The sequence below is a fragment of the Gimesia aquarii genome, from assembly GCF_007748195.1.
Classification (GTDB): Bacteria; Planctomycetota; Planctomycetia; order Planctomycetales; family Planctomycetaceae; genus Gimesia; species Gimesia aquarii.
This window is the reverse complement of sequence record NZ_CP037920.1, coordinates 5104235-5118845: the sequence shown is the minus strand read 5'-3', so window position 1 is coordinate 5118845 and position 14611 is coordinate 5104235. Positions and strand designations below refer to the sequence as shown.

Below are 14611 nucleotides of genomic sequence, written 5' to 3'. Positions count from 1 at the left end.
TAACGACGAAAAGTTTGAGGTTGTGAAGAAACACTCAATCTGGTCTTTATTCCATCCAATCAAGAGAGTCTACATGAATCATTTAATAACAGCGGGTTTGTTGGTTTGCACTATAACGGGTATTGTCTTCGCAGACGAAAAAATTCATTCTCCAGTGAAAATTTCATCGACCGCGGAAGCTTCGCAACACCCCAACATTGTTATCATCCTGGCTGATGATCAGGGATGGGGGGATCTGAGCAGTAATGGCAATACAAATCTGCATACGCCGAATATTGATTCGCTGGCTAGAGATGGTGTGAGGTTTGATCGTTTCTATGTGGGAGCAGTCTGTGCTCCGACGCGTGCTGCATTTTTAACGGGACGCTACCATGCACGTACAGGAACAACTGGCGTTTCCAGGGGGCAAGAACGATTCAATGCGGATGAATACACGATTGCCCAGGTTTTCAAGACTGCAGGTTATGCCACTGGAGCTTTTGGAAAATGGCACAATGGAACACAATACCCTAACCATCCCAATGCGAAAGGATTTGATGAATACTATGGGTTTACGTCAGGGCATTGGGGGCACTATTTTAGCCCGATGCTGGATCATAATGGGACCTTTGTGAAAGGCAATGGTTACATTACTGATGACTTGACAGACAAAGCCATGGCCTTCATTGAAAAACAGGTTCAGAGCGGTAAACCTTTTTTTACTTATATCCCTTACTGCACGCCTCATTCACCTATGCAGGTACCTGACCGTTTCTGGGATCGTTTTGCTGATAAACAACTCAAGATGCACAACCGCGAACCTCATAAAGAACAACCGGATCACCTTCGCGCAGCGCTGGCAATGTGCGAGAACATTGACTGGAATGTGGGGCGAGTGCTTAAAAAACTAAAAAGTCTGGGAATTGCAGACAATACCATCGTGGTTTATTTTTCCGACAATGGGCCGAATGGGGTGCGTTGGAATGGGGATATGAAAGGAAAGAAAGGTTCCCTGGATGAGGGCGGGGTTCGATCACCTTTTGTAATTCGATGGCCGGGGCATCTGCCTGCCGGGTATTTGGTCACCCAGATCGCGGGAGCGATTGATCTCTTACCCACGCTGACAGACTTAGCTGGCATCTCCCGGCCTGAACCAAAACCCATTGATGGAGTCAGTCTCAAGCCACTGATGATGAATTCGGGGAAATCCTGGCCAGATCGAATGATTTTTTCCAGTTTACGTCAACGTGTGAGTGTGCGCACCGATCAATATCGTTTGTCCGATAAAGGCCAACTCTTTGACATGATCAAAGATCCCGGCCAAAGAAAAGACATTTCGAAACTAAAGCCTCTAGTGACTGCAAAGCTAAAAAAAGCAACCGCTGACTGGAAAGCTTCAGTTTGGCCCCATGGATATCCTGATGTTGATCGTCCGTTTTTAATCGGGTATGGAAACTGTGTCACTACGCAATTACCGGCTCGAGACGCGATCTCTCATGGTAAAATCAAACGCTCTTCGCGGCACCCCAACTGCTCTTTCTTTTTTAATTGGACCAGCACAAACGATAGCATCACCTGGCATGCGGAAGTCGTCGAGGGAGGGACCTATGAAGCGATACTGTATTATACATGTCCGCAGGCTGATTTAGGTTCTACCGTTGAGTTGAGTTTCAATGGTAAAAAAGTACAGGGCAAGGTTACCGAAGCACACGACCCGTCGTTAGAAGGCGAAGCACAAGACCGCGCTAAACGCTCGGAATCTTTCGTCAAAGATTTTAAACCTTTAAAACTGGGGAAGATCATGTTGGCGAAGGGCACAGGCCAGTTGACCTTACGTGCCCTGGACATTCCAGGTAGTCAGGTCATGGATTTCCGTTTGCTGATACTCAAGCGAATTCAATAAACCTCTGGATATCGAGTACTTTATTTTTCAATTTTTCGCAATCGAAAGATGTCTACGCCGACCGGGTCAGAAAAAACATGCTCCAATAATACAGAGTCGAACTTGGAGTCAATAAACGCGTTTTTTCTTTCCTCCGAACGCATTACGACTAGAAATTCTACTTTTGTATCGGCAAGCTGTTGTAAAATTGCTTCTGATGGAGACTCGACGTTCAAGGCATCTCTGATTTCAAAATACTCATCCGGGAAGAAGCCTGAATAGCCGTTGACAAGTGGAACCCCGTGGAACGTGCCAAAGTACATCCATCGCGTCGTCGTCTCAAAGTCTTTGACTTTAACTCCCTGTGCAAAGGGGATACAGGTAATCGCATGATCGGGAGAAGTATTGTTTCGGATATAAGCAATCCAACCGGCGTGCCTTTCGATGTGGGGAGTTTTTCCGAGCACAGGCGAAGTCGGATAGACTTCAAACAGTGCAATCAGGCCAAGAATGAGAAGCGCTGGTTTCGCCATATAATTATGTAGTTTTTTCGAACTGGATTTTCGACTCATCAGAAAAGCGCCATAAAGCCCCTGAGCGGCTAACAATACAATCGTCATTTGCACAAAAAATGCATATCGAAAGACATTTCGTACCTGAGAAAAACCAGGGCAGTATTCTGTGAGTGTCCACCAGGGGTACCATCCGTAGATATTAAGATTTGGTCCCAAGGACAGTAAAAAGGCTAGTAGCATGGTCATGAGCATAAACATGGTCCACCACCGCCAACGACACCGCATCAACCCGAAGATAATTCCTGTCGTCGCCAGTCCAACCTTGAACCATCCGGGTGAGAGTTGCCATTGGTCTCTTGCTGCCAGAATTCCGAAATTGATTAAATGCCTGCCAGTGGATGCAGTATAATCCCCCGGAAGTGCAGAGAGCTGTAAAACTGTCTGAGAAGAACGTTGGAAATGGTTTTGATTAGCCGCCTTTTGCAAGTGGAAAACAACAGGGCCTATTAATAATATGGCAACACCAATGCCTACAGCACAAGCAGTCCACAGGCTTGGATTCAGCAATCGTTTCCACAATGTCCAGAACGCTCCGACGAGGAGCAATGACAGGAATAACCCCTGATGGCTACATGTTAGAAATGTGAGTCCGAATGCCATTCCAAGTTCGGTGCCACGAAGCAAAGAGGGATGTCTGGAAATCTTCAATAACACAATCCAGGTCCACAAAATACCCCACAGGGGAGTCAACTGCACAACGTCAAGCTGCCAGTGCACGATTGGCAAAAGCAGCATGGCGGCTCCACCCCAGATTGCAGTGGAACGATTCACGCCGAGTTTTCTCAGCAGCAGGAATGTGAACAGACCGTTAAGCAGTAACGCAAGCCAAAGATAAATGTTATAGGCGAGCACGCGAGAATGTGTGAGCCAGATGATAGGAGCCATAATCATCGTTACTGTTTGTGGCTCTGAAAATGCAAAAGTATTTTGGGTCGGATGAAAGATTGGAGCATTCCAATAGCTATTTAACCCTTGAAGAAACCCCTCTGTATTCCACCAGATGGACCAAAGGTTAAACATGGGAACTGTTAACGAGTTTGATGCTCCTGTCAGTAAGCTTGTTGTCGAGAAACGTGCTAATGGCCATGTCGACCAGAGCGCCAGTGTTCCATAGATGACAACGACGAAAATTCCAACGACTTGCCGCGATTGAATTACTCTTCGGACGGCTTTAGTCATACAACGAGTGACTCCCTGTGATCACTATGGTGTTACCTGAAATGTACTGTTCATACGGTTAATTTTGTGTTTAAAAACTTTAGAAAATTTGTTCATATTTTGTGTAGTAACAATACTGATCATTCAGGGTTTCTGAATCTATTGATTCTCCAAACCTGTTGTATCTGCCATCTTACATCATGCAGTTAATGGTTAAAGTTTATTTGCACAATCTGGTGGTTGGAGGAAGTAGTATTCGCTGTAACTATATAATATTTAATTACTTATTAATATTAAATAAAGTGGGTTTCTCTAATTTTTAAGTTTCAAATATCGTTGAAATAAAATCAACATGCGAATTTTATTTTTGTACAGAATTGAATTGACATTATACCACATATCGATATAAAAGCAGTAATTAATCGTTAGTATATTAATGAACTGATGTATTAATTACATATAGAAATTATTTACACATAAATATGCTGATAGGTTTGAAGGTTCATACTCAGTTCTACCTACAAACCTAGAAGTCACATCTGTGGTTCATTATCGGTTTACACAAAATATTCATTGAAGTTTCTAGAAGTTGATAAGCCATTCGGTACATCACTTTTTAATTCGTTGCGGACTTTTCTCATTATTCTTTTACTGTGGAGGGATTAACATGAAACAGAGACACAAACGCAAAGGAAGTTTTACATTTGGTTTTACATTAATTGAATTACTGGTCGTTATTGCGATTATTGCAATTCTCATCGCACTGCTACTTCCTGCTGTCCAGCAAGCACGTGAAGCTGCGCGGCGGACAGAGTGTAAAAACAAATTGAAGCAGTTGGGAATTGCGGTTCACGGCTATCATGAAGTACATGGTTGCATGCCTATGGCATCTGGTTCTAATGGTGGACCAGGTGGACGGCGGCAGAGCGGATTTGTGGGTTTGCTTCCCTTTATTGACCAGGCACCGCTCTTCAACTTGATTGCAGCGGGTGGTACCGCCGCCGCGGTCGATGGAACTACGAATTATAATGGATTTGATTTTGTTCCCTGGGATAACAATCATAAAGCGGTCAGAACATCCATCCCTATGCTGTTGTGTCCATCGGATGGAGATTCGACCGAGCAGCTTCCGCGCCGTGGATCCAATTACATGTTCTCACGAGGCGATACTGCCTGGGATACCAATCCCGCGTGGAACGGAAACGGTGGTCGTGGTCTGAGAGGTTTTTTCGTCGGTGGATCTGGGAACTCTGGCGTAAGAAGAATTCGTGACGTTACCGATGGTTTAAGTAATACGATTGCCATGGGTGAACGTATCAAAGCCAAGCCAGGTGGAAATTCAATCCTGACTGGTGCGATTGCCACGAATATTACTCAAGCTCAATACCGTGTTGACGCTTCTGTATGCCTTAATAATTACAACAACGCTACTGATCAATACGCCGGGAGTTCGGCCCGTTGGGGCGGTTTGCGCTGGATGGATGGAGCGATGAGTTTTACTGGTATGAGTACCATCCTGGGCCCTAACAAGCCGAGTTGCTCTCAGCCAGGCGATCAACAGGATGGCGTTCAGGATCCGACCAGCCAGCATGCAGGAGGCGCCCAAGTCCTGATGGGGGACGGAGCTGTCCGATTCATCAGCGAAAACATTGACGCTGGTAATCCAGCCTCAACATCTCCATCAGGCTCTGCCAGGAGTCCCTTTGGTATCTGGGGAGCATTAGGTTCTGTCTCAGGTGGTGAACCGGTAGGCGATTTCTAAGCTTATTAGAGCTAGAAAATCATCAACTTGAAAATCGGAGGGTAGTAAGCTTGCTGCCCTCCGTAAAAGAGACGTATCACATGTTTTTCCAGGTAACAACTTCTAAGGAATTCCTGCAATGAGCGTACGGGCTTTACTTATTACATTTTTTCTCATCATTTTGTGTGGGTGTACCGGTAGGACTGGAGAGGACAGAAAGCCTGTCTATAAAGTGTCCGGAACAGTCAGTTTATCGGGGGCTCCCGTAGCTGGTGCGAGTGTCACTTTTATCTCAACAGAAAAACAACCTGTTGCCTATGGACGAACAAATGGCACTGGTGTGTATGAATTGATGACCTATTCGCCCGGTGACGGTGCGGCTGCTGGTAGATATTCTGTGCTTGTTACCAAATATTTAGGAGATGCAACCGAATCCAGTGGAGTCGATGCTGCACATGGTGCCGATCCGACAAAGAATTATGATTCAAACAGCGGCCATGATGCGCGGGCAACGCAGAAGACTAAGAATGCAATTCCGGCAAAATATGCGAAAGTGGATACGACACCGCTGTCGGTAATGGTTGAGGCCGGTGGAGACAACAAGTTCGATCTTGAAATTAAGTAAGGGGGATATCGATTGCAGTCTGGAGAATACGAGAAAACTAATCTCAAGTTGCCTGTTTTAAGGCATCTGGTTTTATTAATCATATTCCTCTGTCTGGCCTCTGGCTGTGAGCCGAACTCTGCTGATTCTGTTGTGTTATTGCAAAAGGCCAGAACCGCTCTTTCTGAAAAAGACTTTGAACGTGCCATTTTGTTGGCCACAGAGGTATCTGTTAGTGCTCCCGAACGATCAGAATCGCTACTTCTGGCTGGGGAAGCAGCCATGCGTAGTCAGCGATTTAGTGACGCACTGAAATACTTTCAATTGGTGATTGATTCTGAAGGAGAGAATAAACACACCAAGCTCGCCAGATTCTCCGCTGCCGAAGTCTACCGTGAACTTGGACAATTGACGAATGCAATTCAGTCCTATCAACAGGTGCTGCAAACAAATCCAGACAATGTTGCCACGCATGAGCGTCTCGCATTTTTGTTAAGTACCACGGGAGCGCGCTGGGAAGCGTTGCCCCATTTTTTCTTTTTAGTCCGAAGTGGATCGGCCACGATAAACGAGTTGGCAATTTTCGCCGATCTTGACCGACATGTTGAACATAAGCCGTTCCTTGAGTCTTGCTTGCTGAAATCAAAAAAAGATTCCTACGTGCGATTCGGACTGGCTGCGCACCGGTTTTGGGACGGTGACCCTGAAAAGGCAAAGGAAAGTCTGAGTCAGATTGTTGAGGAAGCGCCCGAGCTGATATCCGCACAGGCGATGTTGGGTGAATTGTTGCTCGATCAAAAAGAGGAACAATTTGCTCAATGGCACCAGGGACTACCTGAAGTGGCAGAGGCACATCCCGATATCTGGTACGTTCGAGGTCTTTGGGCGCGCCGTCATGATAAACGTCAAATGGCCGCGCATTGCTTCTGGCAATGTATTCGCCGCGATCCAAGACATCGGCGCGCCACAGTTCAACTCAGTCAGGTATTAGCATCACTTGACGACAATTCGACTGCAGTTTTTCGCGAGCGTGCGATAGAGATGGTTGAACTGACTCAACAGGTTGATGATGTATTACGGAGTAATGGACTCAACGAAGCACCATTTCGACGAACCCTGGAATTATTGGAGAAAATGGGGCGGATTTGGGAAGTATGTGCCTGGGGAGTCGTGGCACGAGACCTGTTTTCCACCGCCGATTGGCCGCAAGAAAATTTAACACGATGTGCGCCTCTGTTGAATCGAGACCTGCCGCTGGTTCAAGACACACAAAATCTGGCAAAAATTATTGATCTATCATCTTATCCAGAGTTTCAACTACCGCAAATCAATCTCCACCTCTCGGCTGGCGATACCGAAGCTCCTGTCGATGCTTTGATCCAGTTTTCATTATCAAGAAACGGTATCGATTTCACCTACTTCAATGGCCCCGATCCATCGACCAGGGGCGTACGTGTCTTTGAGTCAAATGGGGGAGGGGTTGCCGTTGTAGACTTCGACGGAGACGAATGGCCCGACTTATATTTTACCCAAGGGGCAGAATGGAAATCTGGTAAAAGGGAGCCTTCCCCATCCAGATTTTACACCGACCGTTTGTTCCGAAACATGGGAGACTCATTTGAAGAGATTACGGTTAAATCAGGGCTTGAGAATCAGGGCTACGGCCAGGGGCCGACTGTAGCCGACTTCAATAACGACGGATTTCCCGATCTCTATATCGCCAACATTGGTCACAATCGACTTTACCATAACAATGGAGACGGTACTTTCGAGGATGTTACAGATAAGTGTGGTCTAACGGGAGAGGAGTGGACGGCGAGTTGTGTTGTTGTCGACTTGAACGCCGATGGACTTCCGGATCTGTTTGATGTTAACTACCTCATGGGACAGAATGTCTATACGGCTATTTGTGAGGGATTAGCCTGTTCACCCTCTGTATTTGTTGGAACTCCCGATCGACTGCATCTGAATCAGGGAGATGGAACGTTTAAGTTCATCCCGGATATGACTCCTGTATCCGGTGCAAAAGGTCTGGGGGTTGTGGCGTCAAACCTGCATGACCGCGAACGGCCAAGCCTCTTTGTGGCCAACGATCAAACTCCCAATTTTCTGCTCCAGGCTTCAGGTACAGACGACGCCTCGGGAATCCGTATGGAAAATCGAGGATTTATCGACGGAATCTCTCACAACGAAGATGGACTCGCAATGGCCTGTATGGGGATCGCTGCGGATGACGTGGACGGTGACGGGCGGATCGATTTCTTTGTTACGAACTTCAAAGATGAATCGAACACACTCTACTTACAGGACACCGAGGGGCTTTTTTTCGATGCAACCAAGAAAGCAGGCCTTGCCGGTCCGAGTTGGCCGTTTGTCGGTTGGGGAACGCAGTTTCTGGATGCAGATCTCGACGGTGCAGCAGACCTTGTTGTGGTGAATGGTCATGTTGATGACTATCGCGATAGGGGAGGAGAATATCAAATGCGGTCACAGTTTTTCAAAAACAGGGGCAGAGGACAATTTACCGAACTTTTTGCAGATGATATTGGACCATGGTTCGAAAAAAAGATATTGGGACGCGGTTTGGCACGACTTGACTGGAATCGAGATGGATTGATGGATTTTGTAGTTTCCCAAATCGGGGAACCAGCTTCACTCATGACCAACCGAACTGTTGGAAGTGGTAATTTCATCAATATACAGCTGATTGCGACAAAATCGGCCCGCGATGCCATTGGTTCCAGCGTTGAGGTAGTCGTAGAGAATCGACGATGGAAGAAGCAATTAGTCGCCGGAGATGGCTATTTGGCGAGTAACCAGCGGATGCTTCAATTCGGACTGGGAAAGTCTGAGTCTGTGCAAGAATTGCAAATCCACTGGCCATCGGGAGGGAGATCTACAATGAAAAACCTACCAGTCAATGTCACTCTTAAAGTCGTAGAGGAAGGAGCAAATTTTACACTCTGGCGTAACTCGGATCTCGAAATTCCCGGAGCAGAAGTGATATTAGAATACCAGAACAATGCGTTAAAATCTAATGCGTTATTGGAGTACTAAAATGTCCGTCAGCGACAACGATTCAGCTCCACAATCCCGAGCGAAGCGGTGGATTGCTGTATTGGGCGTTGCTTTGCTGGTCTTTGTTGCAGGGGGATGGGGAGCATTGTACCAATTTGGGAGATCAGCCGCGCGAGCAGAACGATTGATGTATCAGGCTCAACGTGATCATGCTATGGGACGAGAACAACAGGCAGAGAGAAATGCCGCTGAAGTTTTAAAAATCAATCCGAGTTTAGATGAGGCAGCATTCCTTGCGGCTGAGTGTGCCGTATCACAGGGCAAGTTCCAAGATGCCCTGGATTATCTGAAGCAATTACAAACATCGAACACAGAGATTCTGGTTCGTTCAGCGTTATTCACGTCTGAATTACAGCATTATCAGCTTTCTCGTTTTTCTGATGCAGAACGATCTTACCGCATGGTTCTTGCTCTCGATTCAGAAAATATTCAAGCTAACTCCAATCTTGCGAGACTTCTTGGGTTATGCGGACGTCGACGTGAGGCAATTCCCCACGTTTTATATCTGATTCGCCGAGGTGTAGAAACAGATTTGTTATTACTTCTTGCTCGAGAATCGGGAGTCATTAATGACCTGGAAGCGCTCGAACGGGCACGCGCAGCAGTTCCTGAAGATGCAAATCCCTTGCTGGGTCTTGCCTGGCATGCCGCAGAGAAAGAACAAACCGAACGTGCCATCCAATTATTACGAGCTGCAATAGAACGACAACCTGATCTCATAGCCGCCCATGTCGCGCTGGGGCGTCAATTGCTGATTGCAGAACGGTATAACGAACTGATTGTCTGGGAAAAACAAATTCCACCGGCGGCTGATGAAGATGCGGAGACCTGGCTTGTTCGAGCGCAAATCGCTGAAAAAGAGGGTTTGAAAGAAGCGGCGATTCGTTGTTATTGGGAAGCGGCCCTCCGTGCTCCGGAATTAAAACTCCCCAATTTTCGTCTTGCCAATCTTCTTGACGAAATTGGAGAGACACAAACTGCTAAAAAATTTGCAAAACACACCGTCTGTCTACAAGAACTGAATGTCGTTCAGGATCGATTTTTTTCAACGAGCGATAATGCAAGCATCGAACCGGCATTGGAATTGGCAAAAAGTTACGAATTGACTGGACGCATCTGGGAAGCATTTGCCTGGTGTCAACTGGGAGTTCGTATTGATCCAGAGCATCAAAATGCGCAACGTTATCTGGAAGAACTGCGAGCAAAAATCGAGGGGATTCCATTGAGCTTGACTGTCAACACTGCGAATGTTGCACAGTCTGTAGACTACTCGATGTATTCTCTTCCTCGTTTTCGAGTGATCCCTCCATCATCAGACAAAGTTCGTTTAAACAAGCCATCGACGATGTCTTTTCGAGACGATGCAAAAGCAAGTAGTCTGCACTTTCAGTATTTTAATGGAACCGAGGGACGTCCTTCGCGGAGAATGTTCGAGTTTACGGGCGGAGGTATCGGTGTCCTCGACTTTGATATGGATGGTTACCCCGATATCTACTTCACACAAGGGAGACCCTGGCCACCCGACGAGCATGCCAATCGTGATTCCGATCGTCTTTTTAGAAATTGTGAAGCAATAAGGTTTGAAGATGTAACTACCGATGTGGGCATTCAAGAAAGTGGCTTTGGACAGGGAGTTTCCGTTGGAGACGTTAATTCGGATGGATTTCCAGACCTCTACGTCGCAAACATTGGAGCCAATTGTCTGTGGACGAACAATGGCGATGGCACGTTTACTGACGTCACTGTAGAAGCGGGAGTGGGCGGCAGTCAATGGACTACGAGTTGCGTGCTGGCTGATCTGAACGCAGACGGATTGACAGACATCTATGCAGTTAACTATTTAACCGCGGACGATGTTTTTGAACGTATTTGTCAACACCCTGACGGTTCATCACGCGCGTGCTTACCCTTTCACTTTCAGGGAGAGATTGATCGCTTATGGCTTAATGATGGAAACGGTCACTTTACTGATATGACAAAGGGCTTTCTCTCCGTTGAACCGAGTGGAAAAGGACTTGGCGTAGCTGTGTGGGACGAGTACGGATCGGGACAATTAAGTCTCCTTGTTGCCAATGATACTGTACCAAACTTTTTTTTCGTGAATGAATCCGGTAGTGATCATCAGCCCCGTTTGCAAGAGCGGGGAATTGCGGCCGGTCTTGCTCTCAATGAGGATGGAAAGGCCGAGGGGTGTATGGGAATTAGCCTCGGTGATCTCAACGATGATGGGCAATTGGACGTTCACATAACGAACTTCCTTAGTGAATCAAATACGTTCTATGTAAATTCATCAATAGGGTATTATGAAGATCGTACGCGCATGATGGACCTTCATTCTCCCACATTGAATGTTCTCGGGTTTGGAACACAGTTTCTGGATCTGGATCTTGACGGACGTCTCGAATTATTCGTGTCAAATGGTCACGTTGATGACTTGCGCCAACAGGGGCGACCCTACAAAATGCTACCACAACTCTTTCAATGGAATGGACAGCGATTTTCAAAAGTCGATGGTACCGCTTTGGGTTCTTATTTTCAGGAAAAAAGATTGGGACGATCTGTTGCTAGAATAGATTGGAATCGGGATGGTCGCAACGATCTTATAGTCGGTCATCTTGAAGGTGGCTCCGCACTTTTGACAAATACGAGTCTTCCTGCAGGTAATTATCTTTCACTTCGATTATTCGGAGTGGAATCGAATCGAGATGCCATTGGAACAACGATTCAAGTTCGAATTGATAATAAAACCATTACACGTCAGCTTACCGCTGGGGATGGCTACCAAGCCAGTAATGAGCGTCGTCTCATTGTCGGTCTGGGCAATGCCAGACAAATTGACGAATTGATTGTCCGCTGGCCTTCAGGCAAAGTACAGAAATTTAAAAAGGTCTCGGTTTCCCAAGAGCTCTGGCTTGCAGAAGGAGGAAAACTCTTTTCAAGTGTCTCAGACCAGTCAATTCCGTCGATTGCTTTAGATTAAAAAACTTCAATAACACGACCCAAGGATCTGTTATTCAGGTCGATTTACTGTATCTGACTTCTTGGTTTGGCTTTGCTCTACTTTTTGTCTGCTGGTTTCTTGACATTGACAGTGATCAAATCTGACCAGACTGCAAATTTATTACTTTTTGCTGATGCTTTTGATTCCGTTGATTTTGCTTTTGCGGCTAATTGCGTTTTCACTTTTTCGGCCTGAACCAGTTTGGCTGCTGCCGTCTTAGACGCTTTGAGTGCTGTGTCGTAATCCGCCTGCGCCTTTTTCAATTTTGCTTGTCGTTCAGATTCTGAACCGGATTGGGCTGCATTTTGTTTGGCTTGATTTAGAATAGTCTTTGTTTTTTCAACAACTGCTTTCGTGCGATCTACATCGGACTTAACTTGTACGACCAGGTTTTCTATGCGTTTCAATTCAGCAGCAGCCTTTTTACTTGCTTGTAGATTATGCTGGTATTGAGTCACGCCGACTCCCAATAGTGAAAATTGGTAACGCCCGGCTTGCGCTTTGAAATTGCCATTTGGTTTAAAGTCAATCACCAGTTTTCCCTCAGTTTTGTTCTCCGCGATATTGACTGTAGGAGGACTGCGTAACATCCCGAATAGACCATGCGGTTCTATTGTCAGGTTTCCCGTCCGTTTGCCATTGTTGATAATTTTGATCGGGATTTCGAGTTTTTGATTGAGTTCGACAGTCCATTCTTTGTTTTCCACAGGCGCCAGAATCACAGGTGCTTTTTCGTGTTCATTCACGGAAAGGGGAATACGTGTCGTAAGCCTGGAACGCACTCGAATGGCATCGGAAAAGACATGCCCCCAGATCAAAGAGGCAAATTTTGCTTCACGGACAATTTGTTGTTGATTAATTTGTGCCTTTCCAATGATTTTAATTTCACCTGCCCAGGTTTTCGCAGATGGATCAGCAGAAATGATAAGGATTCCACGATCCGTTTTTCCACTGAGCGTCAAAGGCTGCGCGGTGACTCCCTGTGGTAAATTCTCGGCGGTAATTACGATGTCCCCAGTAAAATCATCCTGGCGTGGCGCGACAATACGGACGCCCCATTTGGCTCCCTTTCTTAAAAGCGGAGTCACTGAATAGCCCGTTCGTCCGGTAGGCAGGGTGCGTTCTGTTGTAGCAATCAATTGAAAATCTGGTTTGGGTTCTCGAATTGCCAGACGGTAAATATCGGCTGGACTACCTCCGCCAAACTGATTGAGCACTGTTACCGCATAATCACCATCGTGTTCTGCGACGAAAGAAACAGAGGCATCATTCGAGTTGAGGTTGATTGCATCTTTATTATGAACGCTGAAAAAAGAGGGAAGGTCATCATTCTCGGCTACCTTTTTGAGAGTTTCCACTCCCTCTTTTGATCGCATGATCTGGTGGACTTCCAGAGCGGGATCGACTTGAGATTGCATGCGGTCGGAAATGACCTCGATGCAATAAGTCTTTCCTTTTTCAGTGCGAAATCGAAAAACATCTTCATCGTTCGGTTCATCAAAACGTCCGGCGATTTCTACTGGCAGGGTAACCTGCTGTTGATTTAAGTGAGATGATTCAATCACTACAGGCCCGGTAGCGAAACCGATTTTAACGGAATTGGAATTCTCGAGTTGAAACTCTGACGCACGTAGTAGACCCTGCCTGGGAGTCCCGGGTTGGAAACTGGCAGGGGGCGTAGGCACATCGGGCATTCGAATTTCGACTTCGAGCGATTCCAGTTGTTGTCCGTTGAGCGTAACGGATTTTCCCAAACTACCACCTGGTAAATTCCGACCATATACCGTGTAAATATTTTTTGAACCCGGTTCACCTGCGGGAGGAAAAACAAAGTCGATGTGAGGTTTGTCAGAGATGCTCAATCGATAAAAATGGTTTCCTCCCCCTCGGTAAAGAATATCAGAAATAGCCACATAAAATTCGTTATCCTGTTTCGAGTTGATTTCGATAAAAGGATCGCGACCGTACCAGTCACGGTTGCGATTTACTTCACGACCTTTTGAATCATAAACAATGATCTGGCCATCCATCTTCGAATCAATTCGCTCAGCAAGAATTTCGACTAATATTCGTTGACCGGCGGTTGCCTTGAATTTGTACCAATCAATGCCCCGTGAAGCGACACTGCCCGTTATCACAGAATTCACATCAACAGGCATCGCTGTCTCTCTGGTTGCGTGGTTTCCGGACTCACTCACTTCGCGACTATCAGCGGCAGCGACAACAAAGGGCCTGGCTGTAGAGAGTCCAAAATAAGAGACAGCGCGTGCTTCATAGATTCCAGGGGGAACATTCTGTGCCACTGTGACAGTGAATTTTGAACCTTGGATACGTGCTTTCGGAAAAAAATCGTCTGCAGGCAATAAGACGGGTTTCGCCGTGATGCCGGGGTGAGTAAAACGCAGTTCGGTGGTATCATCCAGGTTCGTTCCGCTGATAGTCACTTCAACGCTTTTTCCTGCAGAGGCTGCAAATGGTTCGACCCGTGCCAAATCAGCAGTTGGTAATTGTGCTAATACTACCTGTTGATAGAACAGGGCAACCAACATCGTAAGGAAATTAAGTTGTGTCAGTTTTATTGCGTTCATTTTGA

At 46.3% G+C, this 14611-nt stretch carries 7 protein-coding genes; 5 read left to right on the top strand and 2 right to left on the bottom strand.

Going from position 1 to position 14611, the window contains the following annotated elements:
- Positions 1-73: 73 nt before the first annotated feature.
- Complete coding sequence (locus V144x_RS19755) at positions 74-1882, top strand: arylsulfatase (RefSeq protein WP_144987378.1); 1809 nt, start codon at positions 74-76, stop codon at positions 1880-1882.
- A 20-nt stretch (positions 1883-1902) separates the two neighbouring features.
- Here the strand turns inward: V144x_RS19755 and V144x_RS19750 are convergent, their stop codons facing one another.
- Positions 1903-3615: a hypothetical protein gene (locus tag V144x_RS19750; RefSeq protein ID WP_144987376.1), complete on the bottom strand. Its 1713-nt coding sequence runs from the start codon at positions 3613-3615 to the stop codon at positions 1903-1905.
- 646 nt (positions 3616-4261) lie between these two features.
- Between V144x_RS19750 and V144x_RS19745 the strand changes: the two genes are divergently transcribed.
- The 4 genes from V144x_RS19745 (at position 4262) to V144x_RS19730 (ending at position 11997) form a co-directional block, all read left to right on the top strand.
- Positions 4262-5356, top strand: a complete 1095-nt coding sequence (locus tag V144x_RS19745; protein WP_144987374.1) for a DUF1559 domain-containing protein — start codon at positions 4262-4264, stop codon at positions 5354-5356.
- A 118-nt stretch (positions 5357-5474) separates the two neighbouring features.
- Complete coding sequence (locus tag V144x_RS19740) at positions 5475-5960, top strand: carboxypeptidase-like regulatory domain-containing protein (protein ID WP_144987372.1); 486 nt, start codon at positions 5475-5477, stop codon at positions 5958-5960.
- 12 nt (positions 5961-5972) lie between these two features.
- Entirely contained in the window at positions 5973-8996 is a 3024-nt protein-coding gene (locus tag V144x_RS19735) for an FG-GAP-like repeat-containing protein (RefSeq protein ID WP_144987370.1), read from the top strand.
- A gap of 1 nt (position 8997) precedes the next feature.
- The gene (locus V144x_RS19730) at positions 8998-11997 is read left to right on the top strand and encodes an FG-GAP-like repeat-containing protein (protein ID WP_197998536.1); all 3000 of its coding nucleotides are present in this window, start codon (positions 8998-9000) and stop codon (positions 11995-11997) included.
- A gap of 77 nt (positions 11998-12074) precedes the next feature.
- On the opposite strand, the gene V144x_RS19725 is transcribed toward V144x_RS19730, so the two are convergent.
- The gene (locus V144x_RS19725) at positions 12075-14606 is read right to left on the bottom strand and encodes a PPC domain-containing protein (protein WP_197998535.1); all 2532 of its coding nucleotides are present in this window, start codon (positions 14604-14606) and stop codon (positions 12075-12077) included.
- Positions 14607-14611 lie beyond the last annotated feature (5 nt).